Genomic DNA, 19,189 nt, shown 5'->3' with positions numbered 1-19,189 from the left:
GAGCAGCGCAGACGGAGGAGGGATAAGGGCTGGCGTTGTCTGAGCGAAGCGCAGCGTAGCGAGTTTAGCCAGACCCCCTCCGCAGTCGAGCAGCGCAGGTTGCCCGTAGCGCAGCGTAGGGACCCAGACTGCGGGTCGCCTTTCTTTTGGGTACTTTTCTTTGGCGAAGCAAAGAAAAGTACCTCGCCCGCCGGGGCGAGACCCGGCCAACTGCCCTCGGCAAGAGAACAGAGGAGATAAGAGAACCGAGGAGCGCCCGCCGGAGCAAGACCGGCCTACAACCCGTCCGGCAACACCGCCACCAAAGCCTCTTTCATCCAGCGAACTATTAGCTGCTGCCTCGCCCGAGGCATCCTCTCCATAGTAGAAGCCACACTGATAGCAGCAGCAGGCAAACCGTCACGCCCCGCCACGGCCACGCCAACGGCCAACACGCCTTCAGTCGCGTGGTTGCCAATCACAGCCCAACCCCTTTCGCGCGTGGCCCGCACCAGAATCTCCATCCGCTCCGGCGTCATGCCGCCATAACGCGCCAGGCTGGGTGCGTTGGCGGCAATGACTGCCGCCGCGTCTTCTTCGGGCAGCGCGGCCAGCAAAGCCAGGCCGGCTGCCCCCACGCCCAGGGGCTGGCGCGTGCCTACCTGTATCACCAGCATCTGTACCGGGTGGGTTCCCACCTGGCGTGCGATGCAATGCGAGGCCGGGCCCTCGCGCACGATGGCAAAGGCCGCGTCGCCACAGGCCTTGCTCACGCGGGCCAGCACGGGCTGCAAACGGGCGGCGAAGTCAGAGGGTGATGACGCTGGCGTTTGCAGCTGGGCCAGGCGCGGCCCGGCCACATAACGGAAGCGGCCGCGCGGCGCGACATAGCCCGACTCCAGCAGTGTGGCCAGCAGGCGGTACACCGTGGCGCGTTCCAGGCCGGCTGTGCGGCACAGGTCGACCACACGCAAACCTTCGCGGCCGCTTTGCAGCACGGCGTCCAGCAGCTGCAGGCCGCGCCTCAGGGTGCGGCTGCCGCCTTCATCCGATTCGATAAGGGGTGCCGAGGGTTTGGAAGCGGAAGAACGCGGGGCCATGGCACTGGACTATAAAACGTCCGCTGGCCGGACGTTTGAATTTGTTGCCCGGCTGGCCCTGGTCAAGAATTTCCCCCTGTCGCCGCTAGCGTTACCAAGCCCGGCACACGCACCACATACCGACAACAGAGACAACAGAGACAACAGGAGACACTGCTATATGAGTTTGTTCAAGACCCCATCGCGCCGGGCGGCCCTTGCCGCGCTGTTCACAGTCCTCGCCGCCACCACCCTGCCCGCTCATGCCCAGCCCGCAGCCGCCTGGCCGGCCAAGCCCATCAAGCTGGTCGTCGGCTATGCGGCCGGTGGCGCGACCGATGTGATTGCGCGCATTGTCGCGATCGAGCTTGGCAAACAGCTGGGCCAGCCGGTGCTGGTGGACAACCGCGCGGGCGCCAACAGCAATGTGGGCGCCGAGATCGTCGCGCGCGCGCCGGCCGATGGCTACACGCTTTACGTTTACACCATCGCCAACACCATCAATGCTTCGCTCTACGACAAGCTGGGCTACGATCCGCTCAAGGACTTCGAGCCCATGGGCCTGATCGCCAAGGTGCCCAACATCCTGGTGGTGAACCCGCAGCTGCCCGTCAAGACCCTGGCCGACTATGTGGCCTTCGCCAAAACATCGCCCAACGGCATCACCTTTGCCTCGTCGGGCAGCGGCTCGTCGATCCACCTCTCGGGCGAGATCTTCAAGATCGCGGCCAAGGCGCCCATGCTGCATGTGCCCTACCGCGGCAGCGCGCCGGCCGTGACCGATCTGCTGGGCGGCCAGGTGCAGTCCATGTTTGACAACGCGCCCTCGGTCCTGCCGCATGTGCGCGGCGGCAAGCTGCATGCGGTCGCCATCACCAGCGCCCAGCGCTCGCCGCTGCTGCCCGATGTGCCCACGGTGGCCGAGTCGGGCTTTCCGGGTTTTGACGTGCAGTCCTGGTTCGGCATCGCCGGGCCGGCCGGCACGCCGCAGGCCGTGGTGCAGCGCGTGAACAGCGAGCTCCTCAAGCTGCTGGCCCTGCCCGAGGTGCGCCAGCGCCTGCTCAACCTCGCGGCCACGCCCGAGCCCGGCACGCCCGCGCAGATGCGCAGCTGGACGCTGTCGGAAGCCAAACGCTGGCGCGAGGTGGTGAAACAGTCCGGCGCACGTGCTGAATAGATAAAGAAAGCAAAGAAAGCTTCACATGAACCCGATTGATTTTTTCTGGCGCGCCGCCCAGCGCTGGCCCGAGCGCACTGCGATTGACGCGCCCGAAGGCACGCTGCGCTATGACGCGCTGGCGGCCTGGGTCTCGGCCTTTGCCGCCGCGCTGATGGAGATAGACCCTGAACCGCAAAGCCGCGTCGCCATCTGCGCCGGCAACAGCAGCGAACACATTGCCGCGCTGCTGGCCGTGCTGGCCAGCGGCAAGACCTGGGTGCCGCTGAATCCCAAAAGCACAGCCCCTGAAATCCGCCGCATCATTGACGCGACCGAGCCCAGCATCATCATCCTGGACGCCGACTGCGCGCCCCTGCTGGCAGGTGCACCAGGCCGGCGTGTGTACTGCGGCGTGGCCGGCAATGACGGCGCGCCCAGCATGGCGGCCCTGAGCGCGCGGCACGCGGGCGCGGCGCGCCCCAGCTTCACGCTGCCGCCCGAGGCGACGCAGGCCATCAAGTTCACAGGCGGCACCACGGGCCTGCCCAAGGGCGTGATGCAGACCTACCGCGCCTGGATGGCCACCATCAGCAACCAGGTCCAGGCCTGGGGCTTTGACGAGCATGAACGTTATGTGGTGGCCGCGCCCATCACCCACGGCACCTCGACTTATTTGCTGCCCATACTGGCCCAGGGCGGCTGCCATGTGCTGCTGGCCGGCGCGGGCGCCGAAGCCGTGCGCGCGGCCTTCCAGCACAAGGGCGGCACCGTGAGTTTTATGCCGCCCACGCTGGTCTACATGCTGATGGCCTTGCCCGGTGCATCGCGCGCGGACTTCCCGAAGCTGCGCCGCCTGATCTACGGCGGCGCCCCCATGCCGCCCGAAAAAATCCGCGAAGTGCGCAGCTTCTTCGGCCCGGTCCTCGGCACCACCTACGGCCAGACCGAAGCGCCGCAAATCTTGACGGTGATGCGGCCCGAAGATTTTGAGGACGAACGCAACTGGGCCGCCGTGGGCCGCACCGCCTGGTTTAGCGACGTGGCCATCATGGCGCCCGGCGGCCAGCTGCTGCCCGCGGGCGAGGTCGGCGAGGTCGTGGCGCGCGGCGATCTGCTGATGTCGGGCTACTGGCGCCTGCCCGGCCTGACGGCTGAAACGATTGTTGACGGCTGGCTGCACACCGGCGACCGCGGTCTGATCGACGAGCGCGGTTACCTTTACCTCAAGGACAGGCTCAAAGACCTGGTCATTACCGGCGGTTTTAATGTTTACCCCGTCGACGTCGAGAACGCCCTGGGCCAGCACCCGGCAGTGCATGAATGCGCGGTCTTCGGCCTACCCGACGACAAATGGGGCGAAGCCGTGCAGGCCGCGGTGCAGCTGCGCCCCGGCTGGCAGGCCAGCCAGGCCGAGCTGATTGCCTTTGTGCGCGAACGCCTGGGCCCGGTGCAGACACCCAAGCACATTCACTTCCACGACAGCCTGCCGCGCTCGCCGGTCGGCAAGGTGCTTAAAAGCGCGGTGCGCGCGCAGGCCATTGCCGCTGCCGATGCCGCAACCACTTCATGATGATGAAAGACTTCTTCCTATGAGCAGCACCAAACCCCAGGCCAAACCCGTCACCAGCCTGTGCACCCATACCCTCACCAGCCTGCATTACCGCAATGCCGACCTGGTGCAGGACCTGATGGGTAAAAAGACCTTCACCGAAGTCATGCTCATGCAAATCCTGAACCGCGCGCCGCGCGGCGTGGACTTGCGCATCACCGACGCGGTGCTGATTGTGTTGATGGAACACGGCCTCACGCCCAGTGCCATCTCCACCCGCCTGGTCTATATGAGCGCCCCCGAAAACCTGCAAGGCGCAGTAGCCGCCGGCCTGCTGGCCGTGGGCAGCTCGTTTGTGGGCACCATGGAGAACTGCTCAGGCCTGCTGGACCGTATCGCATCAGCAGCCGACCCCGAAGCCGAAGCCCTGCTCATCGCCCAGCACTACAAAACCCTCAAAAGCCCCATCCCCGGCTTCGGCCACCATTTGCACAAGCCGGTAGACCCCCGCGCCTACAAGCTGTTAGAGCTGGCCCGCGCCGAACCTGAACTGGCTGGGGACAAAATACGCGCACTCGAACAACTCTCAGCCGCCGTCGATGAAGTGGCGGGCCGGCCCATCACCATCAACGCCACCGGCGCCGTCGCGGCTTTGCTCGGGGAAATTGGCGTGCCCACCGCCGTGATGCGCGGCTTTGCCGTGATTTCTCGCGCGGCGGGCTTGGTGGCGCATATTGTTGAGGAGCAGAACAGCCCCTCGGGGCGGTTTATTTGGGAGACGGTGGAGGGGGCGGTGCCGTTTGTGGGAGTGGAGGGTTAGGGGAATTGAAATTGAGCAGCGCCTCGCCTACTGATAGGCGCTTTGCCCCGCACCGTAGTAATGGTCATACACATGTGCGTAGGCACGAGCCATTTTTTCGAGCCGGATGTCTTTGCTGTATTGCTCGGGTAGTCGGCGCATTTCCAGTCTCAATGTCTGCATAACTGCAGCCTTTGCCTGCTGTTTCTCACGCCAGTCGAGAACCAGTTTCTCACGCTTGAGCGTCGCCAATAACTCACCACACACCTTCTTAACCTGAGCTTCCTCAGCCTTGGTCAGAACTGGTTCTGGTTTGGTGAGAATGTCGAATAGAGCCAACTCCTCTTCGGTTAAACCCTCTGCGACGCCTCGTTGCTCTTCCTGCGTGAGCATTCCAGCGAACTGCTTGAGCTCAGAAAAGAACCATTCGACATTCTGGCTACCCGCGTTGTACGCGTCGATCAACTTCTGAAACTTGTCTGCTAGATCCACCCGCATGCTGTTCAGTTTCAGCATGTTTTTCAGTGTTCCTTCAATTAAACGCTTCAGCTTTTCAGCTTCGGTACGTTTATGCCCCTGTGCAAACTTTGATTGGAGTGCCTCAAAGTCGATCTCTGACAAATTAATCAGCGCCTCCGGATTGCTCGCTGGCCCAATCCGATATCCCTCCGTCGCGATAGAGTCATTCAGCAAGTTCTCAACATCGCTCATCACAGCTGCAATATCGGGCGATTCAGTCTCGGCGCGCATCTTTGCAGCCAGGTACGAGATCAGTACGGCTATAGGTGCGAGTTCGTTCGCCAACGGATCTGGCAAGATTGCTTTGAACAAACGAGCAACACGTCCGGCCATCTGCAAATACTGCTTCTTGTCCGCGTCGCTGGCAAGGAACGCTTCGACAGCATCGTCAATCAAACCTATGCGTGAAAATCCTTGCGATGCGGCAATCATCTCAAGCCTGATACCTCGAATTTCGGAAAATAGTGCGGTTTCATTGATTGAGACTTTCAAGGCTTTAACCAGTTCGGACTTGTCAAGTATTGGACCGCCCTCTACCCCGTCCACGGTCGGCCTAGCGTAGGTGGCAAGCGCATTCTGCAAGGCGCGGAAGATACCAACATAGTCAACAATGAGCCCCGAACTCTTGCCTGGTGCAACCCGGTTTGCTCTGGCTATCGTCTGCATAAGCGTATGTGCACGCATTGGCTTATCGAGATAAATCGTCGAGCAAGTCGGCACATCAAACCCAGTAATCCACATCGCACAGACAAAAACCAAGCGCAGTTCATTCTTCTCATCTTTGAACTTCTCGTCCAAAGAGTCTCTCAGCATGCGTTGGCGATGCGGAGCGATATCTAACCCCTTCTCCCGCAAATCTTCTACCTCGTTCTGGCCTTGAGACACCACCACGGCCATATCCGTGGTCTCCATCAGGTGAATGCGGGCAATCAACGCTTCGCGTGCGTCACCCCGTGCAGGCTTTAGCTCTTCCTTCAGGCGGCTAATCTCTACTTTCCAATGTCTTTGTACCTTGTCGTACATGCGCACCGCTGTCGCCTTGTCGATGCAGACCATCATTGCCTTACCCCGATAACCTCGACCAGTGAAGTGCGCCACCATATCTTGCGCAATAGCTTCGAGTCGTTCTTCGCGCGTGATGATGTGATATTCGCGGCCGAATTCACGCTCGAGCTTCTTTTCCTGGTCTTCGTCGAGTTCTGCCGCTTCTAGGATCGCCTCCATGTCCTTGTTCAGCTCTTCATTTGTCAGTTGCACTTCCGGGATACGGTTCTCGTAATACAACGGCACCGTAGCCCCATCTTCAATGGAGCGGACAAAGTCATAAACGCTCACATACTCACCAAAGACGTCGCGCGTGCGCTCCGCTTCGCCCTCGATCAGCGGCGTTCCAGTGAATCCAATGAAGCCGGCATTGGGCAGGGCATTACGCATATTGAGCGCAAAGATGTCATACTGGCTTCGGTGTGCTTCGTCAGTAATCACAATGACATCGGATCGATGCGAAAGCTCTGGATAGGGTAACCCTTGTTCATTTCTGAACTTCTGGATCAAAGTGAAGATATATCGTTCGTTGCCCCGTAGCAGCTCTTGAAGGTGTTCGCCACTGGTTGCCCGTACGTCCTCTCGCGCCGTAGCGCCAGTCGCCTTGAATGTTTTACTGATCTGGTCGTCCAATTCATGCCGATCCGTAACAATGACAAAAGTGCAACTGCCTAGAACCTTACGCAGCACCTTCTGCGTAAAAAACACCATCGACAGACTCTTTCCGGAACCCTGCGTATGCCAGAACACCCCCAAGCGCTTACGCTCACGTTCACTCGATTGACGAAGTTTCACTAGACGAGCGATCGACTTGTTAACGCCTAAAAATTGATGATTCTTGGCTGTTTTTTTGATCAACCCACCTTTGCTCTCTTCAAATAAGGTGAAATTCTCGATGTAATCAAGTAGTCGAGTTGGTTCCAACAATCCCCTTAGCACTCTTTCCAAGCTAACCCTTCCGGTCTCGCCTTCTTCATCAACGCGTTTCCAGTCGAAGAAATGCTCCCACTCGCTGGTCAATGTTCCCACCTTAGTGTCAGAACCGTTCGAAAGCAGAATGAAGGCGTTTGGATGGAAGAGCTGTGGCACCGACTGCCCGCGATAGTCACGCAGGTTGTCGTCGAAAGCACTTTTAAGCGGAACGCTTGGCTTTTTGAGTTCGATGAATACCAATGGCAATCCGTTGACGAACCCGATCAGATCGCAGCGACGCCTATACATGTCACCAGCAACCCACATCTGTGACGCGAGGAAGAACTCGTTGTTAGCGGGTATTTCCCAATCGATCACGCGTAAAGACTCTATGGCGTATCCACCATGCTCATCCGACACCTTCACCTTTACGCCGTCCTTCAGCAACCGATAGAAGTCTCGATTAGCGTTAACCGCGATCTGTTTGGAGCGATCTAGGGTGAGCTGCTCGATGGCCTGTGCATAGGCATCGCCTGGCAAACCGGGATTGAGCACCACCAGCGCGGCATGTAGGCGGCGAGTCAGGATAACTTGGGATTCGCTCTCTCGCCCTTCGCTGCCGAACTCACCCAAAGTCTCAGCATACAGATTTTTGAAGCTCCAACCCAAAGAAGACAATAGATCAATTGTCGGCACTTCCACAAGCGCCAGTTCACCGTAGCCGGCAGAGATCTCTTTGACGCCGGGTGATGAAGTCATGCTCAGCGGACCTCAAGCTCCGAAGAGATTGGTAAGTCCAGTTCTCTAGATATCACTCTGGGCAACAACAGATCCCGCGTTGCTCGAAGATTCAAGTTTTGCCTTACTAAAGTTGAGATGTTATCAAGCATGGGCATAACTATTTCTTCGAAATTTCTCGCTACATCGGCAGTTGGAAGGATGACCGGCATCCGAGAAAGCACTTCCCAGCTTATGGTCGGCATTTTCATTCCACCGGAATGTTGCACTGCCCAGGCAATAGATCGGTCCGAAAAAGCCGTACAAAACAGAAAAGCCTGTCCAAATGGGGCCTTCGATTGAAGGGTATGAACTGACACATTCGAGATGCCATCAAACGGAGCAAAAAGCACTTTATGGAAGTTCGGGCGAATGGCGCCAAACAACACACTTCGTCTCCGAAAAATAGTCCGAGCCGTGGTGATTTCGGAAGAGACTCCGACATCTACGATTGCATTTGACCGTCGAGGCATGCGCGATAGGTCAATCAGAGGAAGCTGCGCATGAAGTTCATCGACATATCGCTCAAGCTTCTTATCCGCCACATCACCGAAGCATCCAGTGCGCCAACCAACCGGCAACAAATTGTTTGCTCCTGCAGAAAGGAGACTGTTATTGGGTCTCTCAGCTTGAAATTGAACAAACCACTCCTCATAGATGCACCGGATCATTTCCTCCAACACTGCGATGCGTTGATTGTTATTCTCGATCAATGCATCATAGGCAGAAAGGACGGAGACGATCTGTTGCTGTATCTTTGGCGGAGGAAGTGGCACCGCAATTTTTTTGAGAGAAGCAATTGTGTACGCAGCTTGCGATGAGCCAATCACGCATTTTTGCAATTCCGCTTTCCCGATTGGAGACAAAAGGAAGTATTTAAAAAATCTTCCTTCCATTCCTCTGAAATTTCTAAACCACGTCAGATTGCCATCGGCAAAATGAAATCGATCTTTGGCCTGAACTAGATACGGAACACCAAGCGTTCCACGCGAGGTCAAAAGCAAATCACCGGCTATCGGAGCACCGTTTGTACGAAGAATTTCTTGAAATCGTTCCTCTGAAATAAACAGCGGAGTTGAGACGACCTCTTGGCCATTTAGCTTTTCGATAATTTCTTTGCTTCTATAGAAAGGAACACCACTGGCTCGTAGCTCTTCGGCATAAATTCGCTTGCTAGATGTTACTTCGCAGAGGCTATCTAGCTGTGTGAGTGGCCAAGCTGTCATCGATGCAACTCGAGAATATCGGCGACATTACGCAGCACTAGTTTTTCTATTTCGTGAGCCTGCTCATTGAGACCAAAGAGCTCTTCGCTCAAAGAGGAGAGCCGCTCGTTAAAGTCTTGATCACTGAGATGTTGACCTGGCGCCAATCCCACATAACGTCCCGGGCTCAAACTCCAAGCTGCGGCAGCAATTTCGTCTATAGTCACCACCTTACAGAGGCCCGGAACATCACCATAGGAGTTCAGAGGAAACTTCTCCGCGAACATGGTCTTGCTACCCTCAGCAAACTCCGGTGCCTCATCGCGATAGAGCCGAACAATGTTCGCCAAGAATTCCAATTGTTGCGGCGTGAACTCACGGATCGCTCTCGTTACTTGCTTGAAGAGGGATCTCGCATCCAAAAACAGTACTTTGTCTTTCCGTCGTCCACGCGTCTTGGCTCGGTCGAAGAACCACAGCGTGCAAGGCAGAGTAACCGTATAGAAAAAATTGGGGCCAATTCCAACAATCACATCCACTGCACCGCTTTGGATGAGTTTCTTGCGAATCTCCAGTTCGCTACCACGCGCGTCACCGGCCGAATTGGCCATCACGAAGCCTGCGCGACCATTTTCGTTAAGACTCGCTGCGAAAAGTTGAATCCACAGATAGTTGGCGTTATCCGTATTTGGAAGGCCTAATGCAAAGCGACTGTCGTCTTTTAACCGATCCTTGTCCACTCCGGAGACGTTGAATGGCGGGTTGGCCATCACGAAATCGAATCGGCCAAGGGCTTTATGCGGATCTTCATAGTAGGTGTTAGCCTCACGCACGTCACCAGACAGGCCGTGCACCGCAAGATTCATTTTGGCCAGTTTGACAGTATCGCTGGCCTTCTCGGTACCGAACACGGTAAGTTCACGGGTGGGGTTCTTTTGATGGCGTTGCACGAACTCCGCCGACTGCACGAACATCCCCCCTGAGCCGCAAGCAGGATCAAAAATTCGGCCATGGAATGGTTGCAAGATTTCGACGATTAACCGCACGATGCTGGTAGGCGTGTAGAACACGCCGCCTTTCTGACCTTCTTTCAGCGCGAAGTTGCCTAGAAAGTACTCATACACTTTTCCGAAAGCATCGCCTTTCAAGTCTAACGGAGCCAGTAGACGCAGCAGTTCCACCAGCGTAGCATTCGGCAGTAAGTTGTACCCACGCGGAAGCACGCCCCTTAACTCAGGGTTGTGCTCTTCGACCAACGCCATAGCTGTTCCTAAGGCTCTGCCAAGATTAGCCCCTTCGGTAAGTTCGATCAAGTAGGAGAATCGGGCCTCTTCCGGCAGGAACACTACGCCTTCGGCTTGGTAATCGATCGGCTCGCGTTCGTCGACAGGAATACCTTTAGTTTCAAGCGCTTCGCAGGCTTCACTAAAGCGCTTGTCGGCATATCGAAGAAATATCAAACCCAGAACGGGCGTCGAAAATTCGGAAGGTTTGAGGCCAGTGTTGGCCCATAATTGGTCGGCTGCTGCCCACAGGCGGCTTTCAACTGCTACGAGATCTGATGCCATGTCGCCCTTGAATGTCTGAATCGCTTGTATTCTGACAGAGGAAGCACATAGTCATAGCCTGTTAATATTTTCCCAAATTCCCCTGCACCCTCTTCTTAAACATCCCGAGGCCCCACTGGCCACCCGAGTCTCCTCGACCGTAGCCTTCAAGGCTTCAGCTAACGCCTCCATCCGCGCCTCGATCAAGCGCACCAGCGGCCCGCAATCATGACCACGCCGATTGCGTCCGTGGGGGAAAGTACCGGCGTGGCTATGGCCGTCATGCAGGCAAAGACTTCGTTGATGGGGGAATTGCCGGCAGCTCCTCAAACCACCATCGGCAACCGATCCAGCAACTTATCCAGCGTGATGGGATAGTCCCTCACCCGCACCCCAGTCGCGTTGTAAACCGCATTGGCGACGGCGGCAGCAATCCCACAAATCCCCAGCTCCCCTACCCCTTTGGCCTTCATAGGCGAAGACACCGGATCAGTCTCATCAAGAAAGATCACCTCCTGATGCGGGATGTCGGCATGCACCGGCACCTCATACCCTGCGAGGTCGTGGTTCACAAAAAAGCCGTGGCGCTTGTCGACCACAAGTGCTTCCATCAGTGCCGCCCCCACGCCCATGGTCATGGCGCCTATGACCTGGCTGCGTGCGGCCTTGGGATTCAGGATGCGGCCTGCGGCGCAGACGGCGAGCATGCGGCGCACGCGGATTTCGCCGGTGGCGGCGTCGACGCCGACTTCGACGAAATGCGCGCCGAAGGTGGACTGCTGGTATTTTTTGCCGAGGTCGCCGTATTCCATGAAGTCTTCGGCGACCAGGCCCTTGTCACCGGCCTCCTGGGCGACTTGGGCAAGCGGCACGGCGCGGTCGCCGGCGCGGACCATGCCGTCTTCAAAAACAGCCCCCAGTGGCGTGAAGCCGGCGCGGGTGGCAATGGTTTCGCGCAGCTTCATGCAGGCCGCGTACACGCCGGCGGTGGAGCTGTTGGCGCCCCACTGCCCGCCTGAGCCGCAGGAGACGGGGAAGTCCGAATCGCCCAGGCGCACCTGCACTTTGTCCAGCGGCAGGCCCATGACCTCGGCGGCGGTCTGCGCGATGATGGTGTAAGTGCCCGTGCCTATGTCGGTCATGTCGGTTTCCACCGTGACCACACCGGTGTTGTCGAGCCGCACGCGCGCGGCTGACTTCATGAGCAGGTTGTTGCGAAAGGCCGCGGCCACGCCCATGCCGACCAGCCAGCGGCCGTCGCGCACTTGGGCGGGCTGGGCCTGGCGCCGATTCCAGCCGAATTGTTCGGCGCCCAGGTGCAGGCATTCAATCAACCGGCGCTGCGAAAAAGGCCGCCCGGCCTGTTCCGGGTCGACCTGGGTGTCGTTGAGCGCGCGGAATTCAATCGGGTCCAGGCCGAGTTTTTCGGCCATCTCGTCCATGGCGATTTCCAGGGCCATCAAGCCGGGCGCCTCGCCGGGTGCGCGCATGGCGTTGCCTTCGGGCAAGTCCAGCACGGCCAGGCGTGTGGCGGTGAAGCGGTTGGCGCCGGCATACAGCAAACGGGTCTGGTTGGCCGAGGTTTCGGGCTGGCCTTCGGGCAGGTCGCCGGACCAGCATTCATGGCCTATGGCGGTGAGCTTGGCGTCGCGGCCCGCGCCCAGGCGTATGCGCTGCAGGGTGGCCGGCCTGTGTGTGGTGTTGTTGATCATCAGCGGGCGCTGCAGCGCCACCTTGACGGGCCGCCCCGCCGCGCGCGCGCCCAGGGCGGCCAGCAGCGCATCGGCGCGCACCCAGAGCTTGCCGCCGAAACCGCCGCCGATAAAGGGCGAGACCAGGCGCACATGGGATTTGGGGATGCCCAGCGTTGCAGCCATGTCGCCCACGCTCCAGTCGATCATCTGGTTGGCCGTCCAGAGCGTGAGCTTGTCGCCCTGCCAGGCGGCGGTGGTGGCGTGAGGCTCCATCATGGCGTGCGACTGGTCGGGTGTGCTGTAGCTGGCGTCCAGCTGCACGGGCGCCGTGGCAAAAGCACCCGCAAAGTCACCGACCTGGGTCTCGGACGGCCCGGCGAAATCGGAAGGCTTGGCCAGCGGCGCGGTTTCTTTTTGCGCGGCGAGGTCGAACTTGCCCGGCGCGCGTTCGTATGCTATGCGCACCAGCTGCGCGGCGGCGCGCGCCTGTTCAAAGGTGTTGGCCACCACCAGCGCGAGGGCCTGGTGGTAGTGGTCTATCTCGGGCCCGCCCAGCAGTTTGGCGGTGTTGAACTTGCCCTTGCCGAGCTTGCCGGCGTTGCGCGCGGTGACGACGGCCAGCACACCGGGCGCGGCGCGCGCGGCGTCCAAATCCATGGAGGCGATGCGGCCCTTGGCGATGCCGGCGCCGACGATATAACCATAGGCCGGATCCGGCACGGCGTCGTGGCGCTCATAGGCATAGGGCGCGCCGCCGGTCGTCTTGAGCGGGCCGTCTATGCGGTCCGTGGGTTTGCCTATGACCTTGAGCTGGTCAATCGGGTTGCTGGTGGCGGGGGTATCGAATTTCATGCGGCGCTCCTGGCCTGGGCCAGCACGGCGGCGAGGGTGCGCTCCACCAGTGGCAGTTTGAAGGCGTTGTCTTCGGTGGTGGTGGCGCCGGCGAGCAGGTGCGCCGCCGCGGCTTTGGCGCCCTGCGGCAAGGCGGCATCGGCCGCATCGTCGCGCCAGGGCTTGTGCGCCACGCCGCCCAGGGCGACACGGCCCGAGCCGTCAGGCTGCACAACGGCCGCGACCGAGACCAGCGCGAAGGCGTAAGACGCGCGGTCGCGCACCTTGCGGTAGATGTGCGTGCCGCCCGCCGGCCTGGGCAGGCTGACCGAGGTGACGAGCTCGCCGGGCTGCAGCGCCGTCTCCACATGCGGCGTGTCGCCGGGCAGGCGATGGAAGTCGGCAATCGGGATCACACGTTTCGCGCCGTCGGGCTTGACGGTCTCCACCGTGGCGTCGAGCACACGCAGGGCCACGGCCATGTCGCTGGGGTGGGTGGCGATGCAGGCCTGGCTGGCGCCCAGCACCGCATGCTGGCGCGTGTGGCCGCCCAGGGCGCTGCAGCCGCTGCCGGGCTGGCGCTTGTTGCAGGGCTGGTCGGTGTCGTAAAAATAAGGGCAGCGCGTGCGCTGCAGCAGGTTGCCGGCGGTGGTGGCCTTGTTGCGCAGCTGGGCCGAAGCGCCGGCCAGCACCGCGCGCGCGAGCACGCCGTAGTCGCGCCGCACGCGCTCGTCGGCGGCCAGCGCGGTGTTGCGCACCAGAGCGCCTATGCGCAGCCCGCCTTCGGGCGTGGCTTCTATCTTGTTGAGCGCCAGGCCGTTGACGTCGACCAGGTGCGTGGGCGCCTCGATCTGCAGCTTCATGAGATCCAGCAGGTTGGTGCCGCCCGCGATGAATTTGGCGCCGGGGTGGCGCATGACGGCGGCCGCGGCCTCGGCCGGGCTGCCGGCGCGTTCATAGCTGAAAGGTTTCATGCCGCCCTCCCTGCAACTTCAGTGATGGCCTCGACGATATTGGAATAGGCGCCGCAGCGGCAGAGGTTGCCGCTCATGCGTTCGCGCAGTTCATCGGGCGACAGCAGGGGGCGGGTGTTGAGGTCGGCGCTCACATGGCTGGGAATGCCGCGGCGCATTTCGTCGAGCGCGCCTACGGCCGAGCAGATCTGCCCCGGCGTGCAGTAGCCGCACTGGTAGCCGTCGTGTTTGACAAACGCGGCCTGCATAGGGTGCAGGCTGTGCGGTGTGCCCAGGCCTTCTATGGTGGTGACTTTCGTGCCCTCGTGCATCACGGCCAGCGTGAGGCAGGCATTGATGCGTTCGCCGTCCAGCAGCACGGTGCAGGCGCCGCACTGGCCGTGGTCGCAGCCTTTTTTGGTACCGGTCAGGTGCAGGTGTTCACGCAGGGCGTCGAGCAGCGTGGTGCGGGTGTCGAGGTCCAGCGTGTGCGCCTGGCCGTTCACTTCGAGGGTGACGCGGGCCGTGGGCACGGCGCCAGCGGCAGGTTGGGGGGATACAGGTGCGGCCATGGTTTCAGTGTGTAGTGAGCCGGCGGCCGCCGAGGCGGCGCCAGCGATCAGCACACCTCGCCGGGATACGGTGAGGCGGTCGGGGTTGTTCATGGGAGGTCACCTTTGTGATTAAACCAGCAAAGCGAAGATCGAGCATCCGCGTGTGGCACAAGGCACCATGTAGGACGTCACCTGGCCAGCCCGTCGGCCCAGGCTTATGGTCGGCTGACGCAATTTATGCACCCAGGGTCGCAGACTTTTTGTTTTCAATCTGCGTAAATCTGCGAAATCTGTGGATAGAAATTTATCTGCAGATTACGCAGATTTGCCCAGATGAAGACCTTCGATGACATGCACACAACACGCCCTAAAGCTGCGAATTCAACAGCGACGCCAGCTTTTCATTGAACTTCTCGCTCAGCGGACGGTTCGCCCATTCTTCGATCGTCACGCGCCGGGACTTCTTGAGGTCCTGCTCAAACACCTCCGTCTGCCGCGCGGCAAAGGCGGCGTCGTAGATATTGAGGTTGGCCTCGTCGTTGAGGCGGAAAGAGCGGCTGTCGAAATTGGTGGAGCCTACCGACACCATCAAGCCGTCGACGATCATGACCTTGCAGTGGTACATGCTGGGCTGGAACTCATAAATCTCGGCGCCGGCCGCCAGCAGTGCGCCCCAGGTGGCGCGCGAGGCGGCGCGCACGGTTTCGGTGTCGGTGATCTCGCCGGGCGTGATCAGGCGTAGCTTCACGCCGCGCCGCATGGCGTCGAGCAGGATGCCCATGCTGATCTCATCGGGCACAAAGTAGGCCATGGAAAGGTCTATGGTTTTGCTGGCCGCCGTGAGGGCCAGATGGTACATCAGCTCCACGTTCTCGCTGCCGCTGGTGGGCGAGCTGGAGAACATCTGGGCCGGCATGTCGCCCACGGGCTTGAGCTCGGGAAAGTAGGCCTGCCCGTGCAGGACCTGGCCGCTGGCCTTGAGCCAGTTGTCGAGGAAGGTGGACTGCATCTGCGCGACCACCGGGCCCTCGACCCGGTAGTGCGAGTCGCGCCAGTGCTCGGGGTCCTGGCCGGCGCCCGTCCATTTCGGGGCGATGCCCACGCCGCCGGTGAAGCCCACCCGGCCGTCCACCACCAGCAGCTTGCGATGCGTGCGATTGTTGAGTTTGGCGAAGTTGTACCAGGCGGGTTTGTGGAACTTGCGCACGTCGACGCCTGATTCCTTCATTTCGTTGAGCAGGGCTTCGTCCATCTTGGCGCTCCCAACCCAGTCGAGCAGGATGTGAACCTTGACGCCGGCCTTGGCGCGCTCGGACAAGGCGTCGGCAAACTGCTTGCCGATGGCGCCCGACCAATAGATATAGGTCTCGAAGTTGATGGTGGCTTTGGCGGCCTTGATGTCACCCAGCATGGCGGGGAAGATCTGGTCGCCGTTGAGCAGCTCCACCACCTGGTTGCCGCCCACAATGCCGGGGCTCAGCAGGCTGCCCATGGCGCGGTGGAACTGCGGGTCCGCCACGCTGTACTCGCGCACCAGCTGCTGCCGGACTTTCTTCTCACCGGCGGAAAAATTAAGGGCCAGCAGGACGGCGGCCAGCGCCGCGACAAAGGCCACGAGGCCCGTGAGCCAGGGGGAAAAACGTGTTCGCATGGCCTGGCATTCTGGAGGGGTCCATCCGCCGGCCGGGTAGGAGCGGACGCCAAAAGCGTGAGGCCGGGAAGCTTTTTTGCGCCGTCGCAAGTCAATTCATATCCGCAGATTTCGCAGATTTACACAGATTGAAGAGAAGGGATTTGTCCCCATTCCCGCATCACGCTTTGTCTTTATCTGCGTAAATCTGCGAAATCTGCGGATAACTCTTTTATTACGACCCTCGCCATAGCTCCAGCATTAGTCGATCAACACCGAGCCTTCATGAAAAGGGAAAGGGCCTTCGTACTCGCCGCTCGCAACGGTATGGCTGACCAGGCGCCCGCCCTCCGGCAGCACATGCAGGCCAAAGCCGGGCGGCTCCAGCATCCAGGCCGAGGCGGCGTCGGGCGCGAGGTCCAGCCGCACCTGGTGGGCCGGTGAAGGCACGGTGGCCGCGAGAGTGCCGCCAAAGCGCACCTGGATGGCGCGGTGCAAATGGCCGCAGATGATGCGCTCGACATTCGGGTAGCGGCTGACCAGTGCCTCGAGCTCGGCCGCGCCGCTGAGCAGGCCTATGTCGTCCATATGGCCTATCAGGGTCTGGAAGGGCGGGTGGTGCATGGCAATCACCACGGGCCGGCCGCGATGGGCCTCAAGCTCGCGGGCCAGCCAGGCCAGCCTGTGTTCGCACAGGCTGCCTTCGCTGGCGCCGGGCACCACGGTGTCCAGGGCGATCAGCTGCAGGCCGCCTATGGCGATGCTGTATTGCACAAAGCCATCACTTCGAAGGTAGGCGTGATCGGGAAAACTTGACCGCAGCTGCGCGCGCTCGTCATGGTTGCCGGGCATCAGGTAGACCGGCATGGCCAGGGGCGTGAGCAGCTCGCGCAGATGCGCGTATTCGGCCGCGCGGCCGAAGTCGGTGAGGTCGCCGGTGATGACGACGGCATCGGGCTGTTGCGGCAGCGCGAGTATGGAGGCAACCGCCCGCGCGAGGTAGGGCGCGGTGTTGATGCGGCCATAAGCCAGGCGGCCTGGTTCGCGTATGTGCAGGTCTGAGAGTTGCAGCAGTGAGGTGGTCATAAGGATGTAGGTGAGAGTTCGCTGCCGGGCATGAGATGCTGCGGCTGTATGCGTATGCCGACGGCGTCGCCCATACAGGCGGGGTGGTCGCGCCCGACTTCGGCATTGAGGCTGGCCTGGCCGGGCAGCAAGAGCTTGAGCTGTATGCGGTCGCCCAGGAAGACGCGCTGCGACACCACGGCATCGCTCCAGCCGGCGGTGACTTCGCCGACCTCGATGTCTTCGGGCCGCACCAGCACACTGTCCTGTGCCTGCCAGGCGGGCGGGCAGGCGATGTCCATGTCGCCCAGCCTGACGACATGGGCGGCGCGCGCGGCCTCGTCGCGCTCCAGCCGATTGACGCGGCCCAGAAAGCTCGCGACAAATGGATGCTCGGGCGTGCGGTACAGCGCTTCGCCGCGGCCGACCTGCACAATGCGGCCGGCCTGCATCACGGCCAGCCTGTCGGCAATGGCCAGCGCTTCCTGCTGGTCGTGGGTGACGTGGATGGCGGTGATGTGCAGGCGGCGCAGCAGCTCGGCGAGTTCATCGCGCACCGATTCCTTGAGCTTGGCATCGAGTGCGGTCAGCGGCTCGTCGAGCAGCAGCACGCGCGGGCGCACGGCCACGGCGCGGGCCAGGGCCACACGCTGGCGCTGGCCGCCCGAGAGCTCGGCCGGGCGTTTTGTCTCGAGGCCGTTCAGGCGCACCAGATCTATGAGTTCGCCGACCACGCGGCGCTTCTCGGCTTCGTCCACACCGCGCACGCGCAGGCCGTAGGCGATGTTGGCTTCGACGCTCATCTGCGGGAACAGCGCATAGTGCTGGAACACCATGCCTATGCCGCGCCGCTCCACCGGCAGGTGGGTGACGTCGGTGTCGCCAAACAAGATGCGGCTGCCGGCGTCGGGCACTTCGAGCCCGGCGACCAGGCGCAGCAGCGTGGTCTTGCCGCAACCGGAGGGGCCCAGCAGGGCCAGCACCTCGCCGGGTTCCACCGAGAGCGAGGTGGCTTGCAGGCCGCGCGTGCCGTCGGCATAGGTTTTGGCGCAGTGGAAAATATCTACGCGGGTGATGTCCACGCGTGTGCGTTCAACGTCCATGGTGTTTTTCAATCAGGGTGCCGGCGGCCTGCAGGCCCCACAGCACGGGGAGGATGACAAGAAGAAAGACAAGGGTGTAGGCCGAGCCGATTTCCAGCCGCATGGAGGCATAGCTGTCGGCCAGGCCCACGGGCAGCGTGCGCGTGAGCGGCGTGTGCAGCATCCAGGTCAGGTTGAACTCGCCGACCGAGAGCGTGAACACCATCAGGCAGCCGGCCACGATGGCGGGCAGCACGGCCGGCAGCAGCACGCCCATAAAGCGCTGCGCGAAGCCGGCGCCCAGGGTGCGCGCGGCTTCTTCCAATGAATACAGCTCGGGCCGCTGGAAGGCCGAGGACACGGTGCGCACCATAAAGGGCAAGGTGAACACCATGTGGCCCACCAGAACAAAGGCATAACTTTGCCGGAAGCCGCTGATCTGCCCATAGGCCAGGATCAGCGCCAGCGCGGTGGCCAGGCCGGGCACGGCCACCGGCAGCGTGAGCAGCTCCTCAAACACCCGGGCGATGCGCGACCGGCTGCGCGCCAGCGCATAGGCGCAGGGAATGCCTATGAACAAATTGCCCAGCACGCACAGCAGGGCCAGCAGCAGCGAGGCGGCGACGGTGCCGCCGTAGAGCTCCCACACCTCGCCCAGCCAGCGCAGCGTGAGGCCGCTTTTAAGGCCGGCGCTGTAGTTGTTGACCAGCCCGGCGAGCACCGAGAGCGCGATGGGCGCGAGCATGAACACGGCGACCAGCGCCGTCAGCAGCACAAGCGGCAGGGAAACCTGGCGAGGGGTTTTCATGGC

General features: G+C 61.1%; 14 protein-coding genes. 3 read left to right on the top strand and 11 right to left on the bottom strand.

The window, feature by feature from the left end:
• Positions 1 to 275: 275 nt before the first annotated feature.
• A complete protein-coding gene (locus AC1DUN_RS17870) occupies positions 276 to 1,079 on the bottom strand; it encodes an IclR family transcriptional regulator (protein WP_477715135.1) in 804 nt (267 codons plus the stop codon).
• A gap of 160 nt (positions 1,080 to 1,239) precedes the next feature.
• Here AC1DUN_RS17870 and AC1DUN_RS17865 point away from each other — a divergent pair, with 160 nt between their 5' ends.
• The 3 genes from AC1DUN_RS17865 to AC1DUN_RS17855 are packed head-to-tail and all read left to right on the top strand — an operon-like array spanning position 1,240 to position 4,586.
• Entirely contained in the window at positions 1,240 to 2,235 is a 996-nt protein-coding gene (locus AC1DUN_RS17865) for a Bug family tripartite tricarboxylate transporter substrate binding protein (RefSeq protein WP_477715134.1), read from the top strand.
• A gap of 25 nt (positions 2,236 to 2,260) precedes the next feature.
• Complete coding sequence (locus AC1DUN_RS17860) at positions 2,261 to 3,787, top strand: class I adenylate-forming enzyme family protein (protein WP_477715133.1); 1,527 nt, start codon at positions 2,261 to 2,263, stop codon at positions 3,785 to 3,787.
• A 19-nt stretch (positions 3,788 to 3,806) separates the two neighbouring features.
• Positions 3,807 to 4,586, top strand: a complete 780-nt coding sequence (locus tag AC1DUN_RS17855) for a citryl-CoA lyase (protein ID WP_477715132.1) — start codon at positions 3,807 to 3,809, stop codon at positions 4,584 to 4,586.
• A 27-nt stretch (positions 4,587 to 4,613) separates the two neighbouring features.
• Here the strand turns inward: AC1DUN_RS17855 and AC1DUN_RS17850 are convergent, their stop codons facing one another.
• The 10 genes from AC1DUN_RS17850 to AC1DUN_RS17805 form a co-directional block, all read right to left on the bottom strand.
• Positions 4,614 to 7,799, bottom strand: a complete 3,186-nt coding sequence (locus AC1DUN_RS17850; protein WP_477715131.1) for a type I restriction endonuclease subunit R — start codon at positions 7,797 to 7,799, stop codon at positions 4,614 to 4,616.
• A gap of 2 nt (positions 7,800 to 7,801) precedes the next feature.
• Positions 7,802 to 9,043, bottom strand: coding sequence for a restriction endonuclease subunit S (locus AC1DUN_RS17845; protein ID WP_477715130.1), 1,242 nt, complete (start codon positions 9,041 to 9,043; stop codon positions 7,802 to 7,804).
• Positions 9,040 to 10,590 (bottom strand): type I restriction-modification system subunit M, encoded by a 1,551-nt coding sequence (locus tag AC1DUN_RS17840; protein WP_477715129.1) that lies wholly within the window; start codon positions 10,588 to 10,590, stop codon positions 9,040 to 9,042. Before AC1DUN_RS17840 ends, AC1DUN_RS17845 begins: the two co-directional genes overlap by 4 nt.
• Positions 10,591 to 10,895: 305 nt before the next feature.
• On the bottom strand, positions 10,896 to 13,115 hold the full coding sequence (paoC, locus tag AC1DUN_RS17835) for an aldehyde oxidoreductase molybdenum-binding subunit PaoC (RefSeq protein ID WP_477715128.1): 2,220 nt from the start codon (positions 13,113 to 13,115) through the stop codon (positions 10,896 to 10,898).
• Positions 13,112 to 14,068, bottom strand: a complete 957-nt coding sequence (locus AC1DUN_RS17830; RefSeq protein ID WP_477715127.1) for an FAD binding domain-containing protein — start codon at positions 14,066 to 14,068, stop codon at positions 13,112 to 13,114. The genes paoC and AC1DUN_RS17830 overlap by 4 nt, the downstream gene beginning before the upstream one ends.
• Positions 14,065 to 14,712, bottom strand: a complete 648-nt coding sequence (paoA, locus tag AC1DUN_RS17825; protein ID WP_477715126.1) for an aldehyde dehydrogenase iron-sulfur subunit PaoA — start codon at positions 14,710 to 14,712, stop codon at positions 14,065 to 14,067. Before paoA ends, AC1DUN_RS17830 begins: the two co-directional genes overlap by 4 nt.
• 256 nt (positions 14,713 to 14,968) lie before the next feature.
• Positions 14,969 to 16,252 (bottom strand): phospholipase D-like domain-containing protein, encoded by a 1,284-nt coding sequence (locus AC1DUN_RS17820; protein WP_477715125.1) that lies wholly within the window; start codon positions 16,250 to 16,252, stop codon positions 14,969 to 14,971.
• Between the two features lie 240 nt (positions 16,253 to 16,492).
• A complete protein-coding gene (locus AC1DUN_RS17815) occupies positions 16,493 to 17,317 on the bottom strand; it encodes a phosphodiesterase (protein WP_477715124.1) in 825 nt (274 codons plus the stop codon).
• On the bottom strand, positions 17,314 to 18,399 hold the full coding sequence (locus tag AC1DUN_RS17810; protein WP_477715123.1) for an ABC transporter ATP-binding protein: 1,086 nt from the start codon (positions 18,397 to 18,399) through the stop codon (positions 17,314 to 17,316). The genes AC1DUN_RS17815 and AC1DUN_RS17810 overlap by 4 nt, the downstream gene beginning before the upstream one ends.
• Positions 18,389 to 19,186 (bottom strand): ABC transporter permease, encoded by a 798-nt coding sequence (locus tag AC1DUN_RS17805; protein ID WP_477715122.1) that lies wholly within the window; start codon positions 19,184 to 19,186, stop codon positions 18,389 to 18,391. The genes AC1DUN_RS17810 and AC1DUN_RS17805 overlap by 11 nt, the downstream gene beginning before the upstream one ends.
• Between the last annotated feature and the right edge of the window lie 3 nt (positions 19,187 to 19,189).

This window comes from Polaromonas sp. P4_F6 (genome assembly GCF_056401275.1).
This window is presented reverse-complemented; position numbering and strand designations above follow the sequence as displayed.